The organism is Myroides sp. NP-2, from assembly GCF_014145665.1.
Taxonomy (GTDB): domain Bacteria; phylum Bacteroidota; class Bacteroidia; order Flavobacteriales; family Flavobacteriaceae; genus Flavobacterium.
Map to the genome: position 1 here is coordinate 119353 of NZ_JACHTD010000002.1, position 16103 is coordinate 135455.

Sequence of the window (16103 nt, forward strand, 5' to 3'; positions counted from 1 at the left end):
TAGCTATGAAAATATATAAATTTGGTGGAGCGTCTGTAAAAGATGCAGACAATGTAAAAAACGTGGCTCAAGTACTGCGCACAGTAGGATATTCGGATAGTTTACTCATCGCTTCAGCCATGGGAAAAACGACCAATGCACTCGAAGTGGTTGTACACAACTACTTTCAAAATCGATTTGATTTAGCCGAATCCGTACAAGAAGTAAAAGCCTATCACTTGACTATTTTACACGCTTTGTTTCCAGATTCGGAACATCCTGTTTACCAAGCAGTAGATGAATTATTTGAAACACTAACGTCCTTTCTGTTAAACAATAAATCGCCTAACTACAATTTTGTATATGATCAAATTGTCAGCTATGGGGAGCTCCTTTCGACAGTCATTTTACATCATTATTTACGCGCTGCCGGGATTGAAAACACCTGGATTGATGCTCGAAATTTAATTAAGACGGACACCACCTATCGCGACGCTAATGTACAATGGGACATCACGACCGAAGCTATTACTCAAGCCATCGATAAAAAAGAATTGTATATCACTCAAGGGTTTATCGGATCCGATTACAATGGTTTTTCCACAACTTTAGGTAGAGAAGGATCGGATTATTCTGCTGCCATCTTCGCTTATGCACTACATGCAGAAAGCGTAACTATTTGGAAAGATGTACCAGGTGTACTCAATGCAGACCCTCGTTATTTTGAAGAAACAACCCTCTTGGAACAAATTTCCTACCAAGAAGCCATTGAGTTAGCGTTTTACGGTGCCTCAGTGATACACCCTAAAACACTACAACCGCTGCGTCAAAAGGAAATTCCACTCTATGTGAAATCTTTTGTCAACCCAACCTTAGCGGGAACTTCTGTTTCAAAAGGAGCGGATTTAAAACCAGCTATTCCTTGTTTCATCGTCAAGAAAAATCAACTGTTGATTTCACTATCATCCAAGGATTTTTCATTTATCATGGAACAAAATATCAGCGATATTTTTAAGCTATTTTGCGAATACAATATCAAAGTTAATGTGATTCAGAACTCGGCTATTAGTTTTTCTGTTTGTGTGGAGGATAAATTCAACCACTTTGAAGAATTGCGTCAAAAACTAAACGATCAATATCGCGTGAGCTATAATGAAAATGTTTCCCTCTATACCATTCGCCATTTTGACGATGCTTCAGCGGATCGCATCTTACTCGATCGCACGCTTTTGTTAAAACAGGTGAATAGAGAAACCATGCAAATTGTCACCAAAGAATAAGTCCTATTTGGCACAGTAAATGATAGTACTCTTTTCGGGAATGCACTTCCTGAAAAGAGTGACTTAGCCTAGTTTTTATAGAAATTGCTACGTCACTAGTATACAAATCTTTCAAAACTAAGTGATGACTTTACCGTACAAAATGCCTTCGCACAACACGAAGTTTGGCTATCTCGATGCCAAGAGAATTGTATATTCTGGATTTATAAACTCTGAAGAGGGGGCCCTTAAAGCAACTCCTGCGGGTGCCATAAACTTAAAATACCCCACACCAACCACTGAACGCGGAGTTAAATCTAATAAGTTTACCTCCTATGTTCACGGATTCTACGAAGTATATAGCAATGATACCGTGGATATCCGAGTGCAAGTATCCGTGAAAGGGAACAATGACCTAAAAGGATATACATTGAGTTATTTGTATGAGGAAAATATACAATCTAATGGAAAAAGGATATTACTTATCAATCCTAACTTAAATAACTACCTATACCACGATTATTCCCTAATTGAACCAACGATTGTAGAACAGGGTATTTCCGTAATGAAATCATTTAAACTGTCCAATTTAAAAATTAGCAATTACAGTAAATTGAGTATCTATATTACCCTTCCGCTTCTCTCTGGTGCAGGTAACGATTTTGTCGAAACAAAACACGAAATTTTTCTGAAGAAAAGATGAAACATGCTACTGCACTTTTCCTTTGCATCTTACTCATTCATAGCTGCCAAAAAAAAGAATACACCTTAGACGATTTGGTGGAAACTAAAGGACTATCCTATATCAAAGACACCAACCAACCTTATACAGGAGAAGCACGAAGCTACCTAGGTAAAAAAGTATTAGCTGTTCATCTGTATCAACAAGGAGAACACATCCAAGCCACTACCTTCTATCCCAATGGAAACAAAGAATACGACATTCAATTTAAAAACAACAAAGAAAATGGCTTTTGGAGGTATTATTTTTACAGTGGCCAACTAAACTATGAGAGCTATCGAAAAGATGGTTTACTTGAGGGTAAATCAATTTCTTGCCATGAAAATGGTCAGTTGAAAACAGAAGCAACCTATAAAGATGACATTCAAATAGGGGAATCTAGATCGTATTACGAAAATGGAGAATTACGAACCAAGTATGATTCACTGGGTCAAGGTTTTTATTATTATAACGACGGAAAAATACTAAGGAAAAAAGAAAAAGATCAAGATGAAATTTTTTACAACAAAGAAGGAAAAGAAGTACCTTTTAAAGAAGTAGAACAGTACTATAAATGACAGAATACCCTTAATTTATAAAACAAAAGAAATCAATTTGGAAATAATTAAGACGCAACGTTAACCTCCCCTCTTCAATAGAGGACGTACAATATATGTCTATTTTACCTCATTCATCACCTGTAGATATCTTTGTTAAATATTATGATAAATACACTACTTTTGATGAATTGGAGTTTATACATAGATGAACCTAGAGCGATTTTTATATTTTTTCCTTTTTTGGTATTCTTGCAGTTATGCACAAGAAGGGAATTCGCTATATCAACAACGGACGTGGGAAATTGGACAGACAACCTATCAGCTACCCCCCACCCCACTGAACAACAGTTATTTTGAAATACGAGATGCAAATGAAATAGTGGTATCTCCCACTGCTTACCACGTAAATTTTGAGACGAATACTGTTACTTTACTCCAATCTGCTCTCGATTTTCCGTTAACGGTCTACTATTTAGAACTCCCCTCTTTCCTAACTACGCCAATTAGCTATTATGATACCTCTCGCATTGTTCCCAATGAAGCGGGTAGTTTTACTTATCAACATCAGACGAACAACCGCCCTGCTTTTGTGCCTTTTGAGGGGTTAAATACCATGGGAAGTTTATCGAGAGGATTAACCATGGGAACCAACCAAAGTGCGGTTACCTCATCGAATTTAGATTTACAAATTACGGGAAATTTATCGGATCGCGTCAAGATTCGCGCCTCCATTCAAGATAACAACCTCCCCTTACAATACGGTGGTTACTCTCAAAAGATCAATGAATTTGATCAGATTTTTATTGAATTATTTTCAGATACATGGTCGATTCGGGCGGGGGATATCTTTTTAGAAAACAGAACGCGCCGCTTTTTAAATTTCAACAAGAAAGTACAGGGATTATCCACGCGTTTTGTCTTTGAAAATGACGATAGTAAAATCACAATTGAAGCAGCAGCTGCCTTAGCACGAGGGCAATATACCCGCAGTGTATTTAACGGTCAGGAAGGCAATCAAGGGCCTTACAAATTAAAGGGAGGCAATGGAGAGTTATACATTCTTATTATTTCGGGTTCTGAAAAAGTATACGTCAATGGTTTACTGCTCCAAAGAGGGGAGGAAAAGGATTATGTCATGGATTACAACTCGGGTGAATTGCGTTTTACCACACGTTATCCCATTACTGCCGACATGCGCATTTCCATTGAATACCAATATACCGATCGCAACTACACACGCTTTGTAGGCTATGGCAATATTCAACATGAAACAAATGCTTGGCAAATGGGGTTAACTGTATTTACGGAAACGGATTTAAAGAATCAAAACCTCCAACAAAACTTAACAGAAGAGCAGATCGACATCCTCAAACAAGCGGGAAATGACCCTAGTCGTATGGTTGCACCCTCTGCCTATCGCGATACGTATTCGGAGAACAAAATACTCTATACCCAAGAGCAAACGCCAGAAGGCCAGGTGTATTTTGCCTTTTCAACAGATCCTGAGGCAGACCTATACCATGTTACCTTTACGGCAGTAGGCAATAATCAGGGGGATTATATTTTGAAGAGCACCCAATCTATAGGGCGTATATACGAATATGTTGCTCCACTCCACGGCCAGCCCCAAGGAAATTACGCTCCAGTAGTTAATCTCGTTGCGCCTATACAAAACACCATTGCGACCTTCAATGCAGCGTATAATCCCTCAGAGAAAACCTCCTTAGATGTTGAATTTGCTTTTAGCAACCACGATGCCAACTTATTTTCCCCTTTAGACCAAGAAGAAAACAAAGGCTGGGCAACTGCATTAAAGGGCAAACAACGCCTGTGGACAAACGACCAAACCCAACTAAACGTATTAACAGACGTACAGTTTATCCACAAAAACTTTCACTCCCTAGAAAATCTATTTTCCATTGAGTTTGATCGCAACTGGAATTTACAATATGCAGAAGGAAATCAAAGTTTACTTACCGGTGGATTAGAACTAATCGCTCCTGGAAAGGGAAGTGCAACTTATTTAGTGGAACAGCTGAATTTCGGATCGGACTACAAGGGAAGTCGACAAAACTTATCGGGAACTTGGCAAGCTAAACCTTGGTACATCCAGACGCAAAATAGTTTTATGCAAGCAAAGGGGCTGCTCCAAAAAACCACCTTTATTCAGAGTCACTCACTAGCTAAATACTATTGGGATAAAAACTATGTGGGTACTCGGGTCGACTTTGAACAGAACAAAGAAACGGATCAAGAGACGCAACGTCTACACCCCATCAGTCATCGGTATGCTTCCTTAGATTTATTTGTAGGACGGGGCGATTCACTTGGAAAGAATATCGAACTAGGCTACCAATATCGAATTACGGACAGTCTGCAAAATAATACGTTAGCCTCTTTCTCAAAGGCCCACACCTTTTATGTGAAATCCCAACTGCTCAAATCGGAGACGCGCGATTTGAACCTCTATGCCAATTATCGTTCAGTACGTCCTGTGGATGAAACAAAACCTACCGAAAATACAGTAAATAGCGTATTAACCTACCGCGATCAGTATTTTAAGGGATTTATACAGTCCCATACCTTATATGAAATTAGTTCTGGAACCATTGCCCAACAAGAATTTACCTACTTAGAGGTTGAACCGGGACGTGGACAATACATGTGGATTGATTACAACAACAACGGCATACAAGAATTGGAAGAATTTGAACTTGCTCCTTATCCCGATTTAGGGAAATATGTACGTTTGTATTTACCGAGTCAGATCTTCTTGCCAACCAATCAAAACAAGCTTACCCAAACCCTAACGCTAAATCCAGCGGCAACTTGGCAAAATGAAACTGGAATCAAGCGTATATTGGCTTATTTCTACAATCAAACCTCCTATAGCATTGACCGCAAAGATTTGAAAGAGGGCAATCAACTTCGACTACATCCCTTTGCCTCGGACGAATCACAAATGGTGGGTTTAACCGAAAGTTTTAACAATTACCTCTATTACAATCGCGGAAAAAAACGCCACAGCGTGACCTATAGATATACTCAATCAAAGAATAGGAACTTATTGTCTTATGGCGCTACAACAAACAAAATAAAAACCCATCAATTGGGATACAACCACCTCATCCAAAAGACGTGGTTGATCGATGTGTGGGGAAAAACCACTCAACAAGAAACCCAATCCCCCTCCTATGCAAGTAAAAACTACGAACTCAAGATTCAAGGCTTTGAAACAAAACTATCTTATTTGTTTTCATCACAAACACAAGTAGATGTGTTTTATGTCTTTCAAGAGAAAAAGAACCAAACTGCCGAATTTGAAAATTTACAACAACACCGCATTGGGGCTTCATTTTCCGTTAACCAGATGAAATTATTTACGATGAATGGAGAATTCTCCTTTTTTCAAAACACCTTTACAGGTAATGTCTTCTCTCCTATTGGCTATCAGATGTTAGAAGGATTACAACCTGGAAAAAATATGACTTGGCGCATCATGTTTCAGAAAAATCTAACGAATTACTTGGATTTAAGTTTGCATTACCAAGGAAGAAGCAATGAATCAACAGCGACGATTCACACGGGAAGTGTGCAATTACGTGCGTTTTTTTAATTGATGTAGGGTTTGCTTTTTGCGCAGTTCGTTTTTTGTAAGCATTGTTGTACACCCTCTGCTTCATTTTGTCACCTAGGTTGTTCGTCTCTCAGTTTGTCATCCAAAACAGTCAACCCTAGGTTAAAGCGATTCAATAGCCCCTTTTTGAATTGGATTTTGCCAATTGACAAATTCACTTCCTATTATTTTCCTTATTTTTGAGTTCACACAAATTATCAATTATGGAAAACACTACCAATACGCTAACATGGGATGACTTTATGAAAGTTGAAATGCGCGTGGGTACGATTATTCAAGCCGAAGAATTCAAAGAAGTCCGCAATCCAGCTTATAAATTAGTTGTAGATTTTGGAGAAGAGATAGGTTTGAGAAAAACATCTGCCCAAATCACAAAATTGTATACTACAGAAGAATTAATTGGAAAACAAGTGATTGCGGTCGTTAACTTCCCACCAAAGCAAATTGCCAATATCATGAGTGAATGTTTGGTCATGGGTGCAGTAGAAGGCAAAGAAGTAACCCTAATGAGTTTAGACAAACCGGTTAAAAACGGATTGAGAATAGGATAATAAAAAAGGTTTCGCATGCGAAACCTTTTTTATATTATTGATGGAGTAAAGCGTATAAAGCAAAAGTACCTAACCAGTGACTTCCCATATAATCATCGTTTGTAATATTGCCGAATGAAGATTCAAAATGATGTTTGCCAATAGCTTTTACATGTGCTAATTCTGGTAATTTCTTAGCCAAGTCGCTTAGACAAGCTGCTCTACTAAAATTCAAGCCATCCAAATGCACCAAGTGGCCATCGGTACGATCCGATACCTTTCCTATTTCCAACTGAAAATCTGGTTCAAATATTTCTGGTAAAAATGCCTTCAACCAAGTTGTAAAGGCAGTGGTATCTTGAATCTTGCTCATCAATCGAGCTTCTTCCAAACAAGGAGATAAAAAATCATGTCCACTAGGCTCAAAGGCAAGATTGCAGTTGATGTCTTTCGCATATAGACGATTTGCTGTTTCTACAATTAACATTTCGAAATCCGTCTGCTTCATCAAACGGGCATATTCCAAAGACAGCGATAAGCCATAAGCTGTATTATCATGGGTTCCCGTTCGAATAGGATAATTTAACTTAGGCAAATAAGCAGTATAGCGATCCATTAATACCTTGGCTAAAGGTTCAAGTAAGGCAGCCCAGCGTTGTGCGTCCTCATCCTCCCAAGTGGATAGTGCTCCGTGCAGTTGAAATAACCAAGCCCATCCATAGGTACGTTCAAAGGTTCTGTTGTTGGGGTCGTCAAAGAAGGCCAATTCAACTTGAACGTGCTCTGGGGTAATCAACCCATTCAAGCGCTCGCGAATTTCACCATTTTGATCCAATTCCGGAAAGCGCTTCATTAATTCGATAATAGACCAATACCCGTGCACAGCCGAATGCCAATCAAAACAACCGTAAAAAATAGGACGTAGTTGTTTCGGTGTTTTTAAATCAGAGTCTGCCCCTAGCACTTGTCCCAGTTTATTTGGGTATTCCTGTTCAATGCAATGCAAAGGCAAAGCAATTATCTTTTGTGCTTCCTTTACAGTCAACACCAAGGGAGGGGTCGCCTCTACTACTTGCTCAGCCACCTCATTCTTTTCTTTGGGAGTACAACCCAATAAAGCCATACTCAGCACGGTTAAAACACTTATTTTTTTCATTGTTTCTCGTTTAGCTCACAAGGTAGGGATTATTCTAAAAAAAAAGACCTACACAATTGAAATAATCCAATCCATCACTGCTGAACACCATTATTTATCTTACTGACTATCTTTGATTTACAAAAAACAATAGGTTTTTGAATAAATGAAGTTTAGACCCTGAGTTTTTTGTACATTTGAAATAAAAAATGCACAAAATCACCCTATCATTTTTAAGTGTAATCCTATTAACGGTCACTTTTATTTCTTGTGACAGCAAGTCTTTGAATTCATCTAAGGCGATCACTGCCATAGAAGCGTATATGGAAACCCAACCCATTTATGAAAGTACGACGTTTACCGTTGGAGATACTAAACTAAGAACGAGAAAAGATGCAGCGCTCATTGAGCAGTACAAACAATTAGCAGATGAAGGCTACCTCAACCTTGCAGATTTTAATACGAAAAAACGATTTATGTCCAAGGACAGTCTTTGGCAAGGAACTATCAAATTAACGGGAAAAGCACATCCCTATGTCTTAGAACAAAAGGGCAATAAGATAAAAGTAAAGACGATCGAATACTTAGTCGATAAAGACAATGGTTTTCAGTTGGATGCCAAAGGTAAAAAAACAGCCACTGCAACAGTTAAGTTGAAAAAAAATCCAACGCCTTTTCATTTTTTAAAGGAGGATAAATCGCCTAATACCGAATTTATCACTCGAAAATTCAAGATGAAGTACACAGAAGAAACAGGTTGGAGAATTACAAAATAACCCATGGGTAAGAATATATTTATTTTGATTTTAATACAAGCCTTACTCGCTGTATTAATGGCGTTTATGATTGGTAAAATGTCGTTTATTGGACGCATGGGCATTACTTTTTTTTACCGAGAATACCTCGTTTTAAAATCCCCTTGGAAAACGGCCCTGCTTATTTTTATCATTCAGCTCTTTCTCATTGTGATACTCGCTTTTTTCAAGTATTTCACTCCAGCCAAGATAGCTAATACACTGGCTATTATAACGATACTCATCGGATTGGGTGCTGCTTATTACACCTACCTTGATTTTACGACTACTTCTCATAAACACATGAAGAGCAATTTTCACACGGGTTTTTATTTATTTTGGGGAGCTTGGATCTTTTCTGCCATTTTCTTTTTATTTTTAAAGAAAAAGAAAATAGTCTTAACGGAATTAGAAGCAACAAATTCGGAAACGGAATCACTTTCTTAAATCAACAATACACATGAAAACACTCTATTTCTTCCCTTTGGTTTTAGTGGCGTTGGCCTTGACCAACTGTACAGATAAAAGCAAAGAAACGCAAGAACCTCAGCGCATCAAAATAGAACAGCCATCATCCACAACCACGGCACAACCTGTTCAAATTCCGATGCACGGAACCAAAGACAACAGTTCTTCCGGTCTTACTTCATTTAAAATCAAGGAAGAAATGAAGCAAGAGATACAAGAAAACGCAAGAGAAAAAAACGCGATTGCAGAATAAGGTTTAACGTCTAATTGTTTTTATTCCTAATAAAAATAGTTAAGTTTACCTGACAAAACCAATTAACTAATCATGAAGAACTATTTATTAGCAGTATCATCCCTGTTTATTTTAAGTTTAACCGCTTGTAAAGACACAGGTAAAGAGCCCTCGAATATTACGATTGATGGGACAGCAACTGAACAACCAGCGAGTGCAGCACCCGCAACGGGGGCCGAAGCAACACCTGCTCCGAATACAGCAGCACAACCTGCAACAAACCAGGCAAGCACAACACAAGCAACTGGAGCGAAGAGCAATCTAAACCCACCACATGGACAGCCGGGTCACCGCTGTGATATTCAAGTAGGAGCTCCTTTAGACACTCCTCCAGGAGGTGGAATGTCTGCGACTGCAACTCCCGCATCAACGGCTAGTCAAGGACAACCTTTCCTAGTGAATGATGCCGCGAAAAGTCGTATTGCACAAGAGCAAGGTCAAACAGCAAGCAGTGGAAAAATCAATCCACCCCATGGACAACCAGGGCATCGTTGTGACATACAAGTGGGACAACCTCTTCCATAAGCAAATTATTTTACTATTTAATATCCGTAAAAAGGGCAAAATCGATCTTGATTTTGCCCTTTTTATCTTATTATCACTTGAGAAAGGCCAATTAATACGACAAAATAATCCGTATAACTTCCAGCAATATTGCTTATTTTTGCAGTCTTATTAATTTCATATATAGAATAGTTTATGATACAAGATCCGAAGAGATATACGCTAACGGCGGCATTGCCTTATACCAATGGGCCAATTCATATTGGACACTTAGCAGGTGTTTATGTTCCAGCTGATATTTATGCTCGATTCTTGCGAATGCAAGGCAAAGACGTTGCCTTCATCTGTGGAAGCGACGAACACGGGGTGGCTATTTCTATGAAAGCAAAAAAAGAAGGCATTACCCCTCAAGAGGTAATCGATAAATACAACGGAATCATCAAACAATCTTTTGAAGATTTCGGCATTACGTTTGACAATTACTCGCGTACTTCTTCTTCTGTTCACCATCAAACGGCTTCTGAATTTTTCAAGAAGTTGTATAACGAAGGGAAATTTATCGAAGAAATCACGGAACAATTATACGATGAGCAAGCACAGCAATTCTTAGCGGACCGCTTTGTTATGGGAACTTGCCCTAAATGTGCCAATGAAGAGGCTTATGGAGACCAATGTGAGAAATGTGGAACTTCATTAAATGCAACGGATTTGATAAACCCTAAATCCACCATTACAGGTAGTACGCCGATTTTGAAATCGACCAAACACTGGTTTTTACCCCTAGATCAATACGACGGATTTTTGCGTCAGTGGATTTTAGAAGGGCATAAAAACGATTGGAAACCCAATGTTTATGGCCAAGTAAAATCGTGGTTAGACGATGGTTTAAAACCTCGTGCGGTAACGCGTGACTTAGACTGGGGTATCCCTGTTCCTGTAGAAGGTGCAGATGGAAAAGTATTGTATGTATGGTTTGACGCGCCTATTGGGTATATTTCATCCACGAAAGAATGGGCAGCACGCGTAGGAAAAGACTGGGAACCCTATTGGAAATCAGAAGATACTAAATTGGTTCACTTCATCGGAAAAGATAATATTGTATTCCACTGTGTAATTTTCCCTGCTATGTTAAAAGCAGAAGGAAGCTATATCTTACCAGATAACGTACCAGCAAATGAGTTTTTAAACTTGGAAGGTAACAAGCTTTCAACGTCTAAAAATTGGGCGGTTTGGTTGCATGAATACTTGGAAGATTTCCCAGGAAAACAAGATGTACTGCGTTATGCTTTAACAGCAAATGCACCAGAAACAAAAGACAATGACTTTACATGGAAAGATTTCCAAGCGAGAAATAACAACGAATTAGTGGCTATTTTTGGAAATTTCATCAACCGTGTTGTCGTTTTAACGAATAAATATTACAACGGTATAGTTCCACAACCGCATGCTTTTTCTGAGGTAGATATTGCCACTTTAGAAGAATTAAGAGCCTATCCAGCTGTCATCGAAAGTTCTATTGATCGTTACCGCTTCAGAGAAGCGTTGGGAGAAATGATGAATGTAGCGCGTTTAGGAAATAAATACTTAGCGGATGAAGAACCTTGGAAGTTGATTAAAACAGATGAGGAAAGAGTACAAACGCAAATGTATGTGGCCTTGCAAATTGCTGCTGCCTTAAGTACGCTAGCAGAACCTTTCTTGCCTTTCACTGCAGCAAAATTAAAATCAATTTTGCGCCTAGAGACTCCATTAGCTTGGTCTGCCATTGAAGTGGATCAACCGTTAATCCAAGCGGGACACCAAATTGGAGAAGCGGAGTTGTTATTTGCTAAAATTGAAGATGAAGAGATTCAAAAACAATTGGATCGCTTAGAAGCTTCTAAACAAGCGAATAAAGTGGCCAATGCGGTGGTAGAACCTCAAAAAGAAACAGCAACCTATGACGATTTCACTAAATTGGATTTGCGTGTTGGAACGATTGTAGAAGCAGAAAAAATGCCAAAAGCCAATAAGCTTTTAGTGTTAAAAGTGGATACGGGAATGGATGTAAGAACGATTGTATCGGGAATTGCTGAGCATTTCAAACCGGAAGATATCATCGGGAAACGCGTAACGGTTTTAGCCAACTTAGCACCACGTGCTCTACGCGGTGTAGAAAGTCAAGGGATGATCTTAATGACAGAAGATGCCAACGGTAAATTGGTATTTGTCAACCCAGATGAAGAAGGTGTAAAAAATGGAGCAACGATTAATTAATTTTATAAAAAAAAGCCTGCAAATTGCAGGCTTTTTTTTGATTATGACTCCCATCGGCTACTATCATCCAAACGCATTAAATCATCCGAATCCAATTTCACCTGAGTTGCGCGAACTAAATGCTGTAATTGTTTGGCACTCGTAGCGCTAACGATTGGTGCTGTAACTACAGGTTGATGTAACAACCAAGCAATCGCTATTTCCGCACTTGTTGCCTCGTGTTTTTGAGCTGTTTTTGCTAACGCATCTAAAATGGCTAACCCTCGCTCATTTAGATAATGCTCCACCATCATTTTGCGAGCGCTTCCCTCTAAATCTGCGGCTGTTTTATACTTTCCAGATAAGAAGCCACTAGCTAAAGCAAAATAAGGCGCTACAGCCAGCTTTTCTTTCTCGACAATATCTTTATACTCCGTTTCGAATTGCACGCGATCATAGAGGTTATACAGCGGTTGTAGGGCAATATATTTGGTCCATCCTTTGGCTTCTGCAACTTGATTACTTTCAAGTAAGCGCTCTCCACTTAAGTTAGACGCTCCAAGTGCACGAACTTTTCCTGCTTGAATCAGTTCTTGAAATGTTCCCATGATTTCTTCTACTCCAACATTCACATCATCGTGATGGGAATAGTATAAATCAATATAATCCGTGCGCAAGCGAAGCAAAGACGCATCAACGCCATCGATAATCTGTTGTCTAGTCAACCCTCTTTCTACGCCTTGCATACCACCACCCACTTTGGTAGCCAAAACCACATCTTGTCTTTTCTTGCTCTCCTTAAACCATTTTCCGATAATGCGTTCAGACTCTCCTCCCACATTACCTTCAACCCAATGCGAATAACTATTTGCTGTATCAATAAAATTAATACCCTGATCGTGTAATTCATCTAGCATGCGCAGCGATGCTTTTTCATCTAAAGTCCATCCAAATACATTGCCTCCAAAGCAAATCTCAGCGATGCTCAGTTCATTGGTTAATTTCTTTTTCTTCATATCCTCAGTGTTTTTGTACATAAAAATGTTTAGTTGTAATGGAGTGACTCTCCATAATAAAGCGTTTGTACAAGATACAAAATAAAAAAAAGAGCGGTTATTTTCATAACCGCTCTTTCTATATATTGACTAATTTACTAGAAATTGAATCTCATTGTAAAGTTCCATGTTCTACCCGCTCCTAACATTACTTCGTTTCGAACATCAACACCTTTCCAAGTTGTACTCTCAGGAGTTGCCTGAATATTTGTTCTTGCAGAAGAAATATAGGTTGTATCGAATAAGTTATTTACGTTGAAACGCATTGTTAAAGCATTTTGTTTCTCTTTACCAAGTTCCATACGGTAAGATACTCCAGCATCCCATAAGTTAAATGCAGGTAACTTCATTGATCCACTTTTCCCTTTGGCATTTGCTTTATCAACATCTAATGAACCATAGAAATTATCATTGTATCTGTAGTTCGCATCAATTTTCAATCCTTTTGCAATTTCATAGCTTGCGCCTAAGTTAGCAATCAACTGTGGTGCTCCACCCACTTTAGCTCCATCGATATATAATGTGTGCGTTTTAAATCCTGACTCAGGTTGTCCTGGCTCATTATAAATAGGTTCATTTGTTTCTTCGTTATAGAAAGTTCCTGTAACATTAGAAGCATATTTCCAATCACCCCATGAGAAAGATCCTGTAATAGTTAAACGATCCACTGGATAGTAGATGAAATCCATTTCCATTCCAGAGTGTATTTGCTCTACTCCGACTAAAGTAGCATAACCATTAACTTGTAGTGGCTTTCCATTTGATCCAATCTCGTCTGTATCAAATCTACTTGTCGCACGAGTTACTCTATCTTTCCAAGATGTTCTATATAAATTTAAGTTTGCTCTTAATTTATGGCTTCTATATCCATAACCAGCTTCAAATCCTAAAACTTTTTCATTTGTAAGATTTGGGTTTAGCGTATTCGTATTATTCAAATAAACCCCGTTGTTCATAAAAGGTTGACGAGAGAAATATCCAGAATTTACGAATACATTGTGGTTTTCGTTGATATTGTAGTTTGCTCCCCCTTTAATACTTCCTCCTAAGATACTTTCCCAATCCGTTTTGTAATCTTTTGCTCCTTGAGCAGTCGAACGGTCATAGTTGAAATAATCAACACGTTGCATCCATTGGTTAGAAATAGCTCCTTGTACAAATACAGATAAATCATCTTTAGAGTATTCAACTTGTCCAAATCCACCTAACCATTTCACATTACCATCATTGTGGTATCCCACTTTTTCTCTATTGTTCCAATTTACCCAAGGGTTCATTGTAGATTTTGCTTCATAAGTTTGACTTACGATATAGTGTTGACCTCCATTATTTTTATTATTATTCACGTAATATCCGTCAGCACCTAATAAATTATCTAATAATTGGTAGTGGTATCCTTTGTAAATACGTCCATCTAAACCAAAATCAACAGTCCAGTTTTCATTTACTTTCGCATTTAAATTAATCACCGTACCATACCAGTCATGTGAGTTTATACTTGAACGACGTGCCCAACCTCCTCTATTTTTATTTTTAGGATCATAGGCCATAACATAATGACCTTGTTGACCTGGATTGTTTGGATCATCTACTAAAGGATTACTTGTATTATTCCAATCAGCGATTGTTTCACCTCTATTCCAAGCAGCGATATCATCAAAACGCATATGTCCGTTTGCATCTCTAACCTCAGGTCCGAAATCTCTGTAACCATTTGGTCCACCACCAATTGTTCCAGTTCCTCCACCACGTCCCCAAGATCCGTAGAATACTGCACCTAATGTCCATGTTTCATTGATATTGAAATCGTAGTTGATAGACATTACTGGTTTGTTATAGTAGTTTGATTTAAAGTTAAAACGTTCACCATTGTAAAATCCTGTATCAGGATTGAATCTTTTGTTCATTTTCCCACCATTCCATTTTTGGATGTTTTCGATAGAAACTGAAGTAGAACGTTGATCGTGATCTTGTTTAGCACCAGTGAAAGTGAATTGAACATTGTGACGAGAATCTTTCGATTTGTACCCTAAACCTAAGTAGTAGTTGTACCCTTCGAATCCTGTTCCTTCCACATATCCACTTCCTCTAGTATAACCTAATAATACCGAAGCAGATAGTCCATTTTCTAATACACCTGTATTATAAGAAGCTAATCCTTTGAAATAGTCTCCTGTTCCAACACCTGCAGAGATAGATCCTCCTTCTCTTGCATCAGATGTACGTGTTAAAACGTTAATCGTTCCTCCAACTGAAGAAATTGCAATTTTAGAAGATCCTAATCCTCGTTGTACCTGCATCGCAGATGTAACGTCTGATAAACCAGCCCAGTTAGACCAATATACAGCTCCACCTTCCATATCATTAACAGGCATACCGTTAATTAATACAGCCACGTTTCGTTGATCAAATCCTCGGATGTTAATATTAGAATCACCATATCCTCCTCCACCTTTAGAAGCGTAAACAGAAGGTGTTGTGTTTAAGATTTCAGGAAACTCTTGAGAACCAAGCTTTTCTTGAATTTCAGCTGCTTTAATAGTAGACACAGCAACTGGTGTTTTACGGTCTTTTGCAACGTCTGCAACTCCCATGATCACAATGTCTGCTAACATATTCTCATCTGGGTTTAATACAACGTTTCCAACATTTGCTACGTTGTTTGCATCAACTTTAAACGCAACTGTTTTCGATTGATAACCAATAAAAGAGATAACAACCTCTCCTTTATCGCTATTTACAGTTAAAGTAAACGCTCCATTCGCATCAGTAGATACTCCATTTTGCGTTCCCTTCACTAGTACAGTCGCACCAGGCAAGCTCATGTTTAGCTCTCCATCAATGACCGTACCCTTTACTTTGTTTTGTGAAAATGCAGATGTTGACGTAATAACCATTACGAAAAACAACATCCAGTTCTTCAAGTTTCTCATT

At 38.5% G+C, this 16103-nt stretch carries 13 protein-coding genes; 10 read left to right on the forward strand and 3 right to left on the reverse strand.

All coding sequences use genetic code 11. The annotated features are described in order from the left end of the window. The first annotated feature begins 5 nt into the window (after window positions 1–5). The 5 genes from H4K35_RS02970 (at window position 6) to H4K35_RS02990 (ending at window position 6707) form a co-directional block, all read left to right on the forward strand. On the forward strand, window positions 6–1259 hold the full coding sequence (locus tag H4K35_RS02970; RefSeq protein ID WP_182625901.1) for an aspartate kinase: 1254 nt from the start codon (window positions 6–8) through the stop codon (window positions 1257–1259). Window positions 1260–1383: 124 nt separating this feature from the next. Then, window positions 1384–1941 (forward strand): hypothetical protein, encoded by a 558-nt coding sequence (locus H4K35_RS02975; RefSeq protein ID WP_182625902.1) that lies wholly within the window; start codon window positions 1384–1386, stop codon window positions 1939–1941. Then, window positions 1938–2537 carry a toxin-antitoxin system YwqK family antitoxin gene (locus H4K35_RS02980; protein ID WP_182625903.1) on the forward strand — a complete coding sequence of 200 codons (600 nt, stop codon included), beginning with the start codon at window positions 1938–1940 and terminating at the stop codon, window positions 2535–2537. Before H4K35_RS02975 ends, H4K35_RS02980 begins: the two co-directional genes overlap by 4 nt. A gap of 187 nt (window positions 2538–2724) precedes the next feature. Then, window positions 2725–6135, forward strand: a complete 3411-nt coding sequence (locus tag H4K35_RS02985; RefSeq protein ID WP_182625904.1) for a hypothetical protein — start codon at window positions 2725–2727, stop codon at window positions 6133–6135. Between the two features lie 224 nt (window positions 6136–6359). Further along, a complete protein-coding gene (locus tag H4K35_RS02990; protein WP_182625905.1) occupies window positions 6360–6707 on the forward strand; it encodes a tRNA-binding protein in 348 nt (115 codons plus the stop codon). 34 nt (window positions 6708–6741) lie between these two features. Here H4K35_RS02990 and H4K35_RS02995 read toward each other — a convergent pair whose 3' ends face one another. Next, the gene (locus tag H4K35_RS02995) at window positions 6742–7842 is read right to left on the reverse strand and encodes a DUF2891 domain-containing protein (protein WP_182625906.1); all 1101 of its coding nucleotides are present in this window, start codon (window positions 7840–7842) and stop codon (window positions 6742–6744) included. A 188-nt stretch (window positions 7843–8030) separates the two neighbouring features. Between H4K35_RS02995 and H4K35_RS03000 the strand changes: the two genes are divergently transcribed. From H4K35_RS03000 to metG, 5 genes are all read left to right on the forward strand, one after another. Beyond that, entirely contained in the window at window positions 8031–8597 is a 567-nt protein-coding gene (locus H4K35_RS03000; protein WP_182625907.1) for a hypothetical protein, read from the forward strand. 3 nt (window positions 8598–8600) lie between these two features. After that, the gene (locus H4K35_RS03005; RefSeq protein ID WP_182625908.1) at window positions 8601–9062 is read left to right on the forward strand and encodes a cytochrome d ubiquinol oxidase subunit II; all 462 of its coding nucleotides are present in this window, start codon (window positions 8601–8603) and stop codon (window positions 9060–9062) included. A gap of 13 nt (window positions 9063–9075) precedes the next feature. Continuing rightward, window positions 9076–9336 carry a hypothetical protein gene (locus tag H4K35_RS03010; protein WP_182625909.1) on the forward strand — a complete coding sequence of 87 codons (261 nt, stop codon included), beginning with the start codon at window positions 9076–9078 and terminating at the stop codon, window positions 9334–9336. Window positions 9337–9408: 72 nt separating this feature from the next. Continuing rightward, window positions 9409–9900, forward strand: coding sequence for a hypothetical protein (locus tag H4K35_RS03015; protein WP_182625910.1), 492 nt, complete (start codon window positions 9409–9411; stop codon window positions 9898–9900). Window positions 9901–10074: 174 nt separating this feature from the next. After that, window positions 10075–12135 (forward strand): methionine--tRNA ligase, encoded by a 2061-nt coding sequence (metG, locus tag H4K35_RS03020; protein WP_182625911.1) that lies wholly within the window; start codon window positions 10075–10077, stop codon window positions 12133–12135. Window positions 12136–12176: 41 nt separating this feature from the next. On the opposite strand, the gene H4K35_RS03025 is transcribed toward metG, so the two are convergent. Beyond that, window positions 12177–13130 carry an aldo/keto reductase gene (locus tag H4K35_RS03025; protein ID WP_182625912.1) on the reverse strand — a complete coding sequence of 318 codons (954 nt, stop codon included), beginning with the start codon at window positions 13128–13130 and terminating at the stop codon, window positions 12177–12179. A 137-nt stretch (window positions 13131–13267) separates the two neighbouring features. Continuing rightward, on the reverse strand, window positions 13268–16102 hold the full coding sequence (locus H4K35_RS03030) for a TonB-dependent receptor (RefSeq protein ID WP_182625913.1): 2835 nt from the start codon (window positions 16100–16102) through the stop codon (window positions 13268–13270). Between the last annotated feature and the right edge of the window lies 1 nt (window position 16103).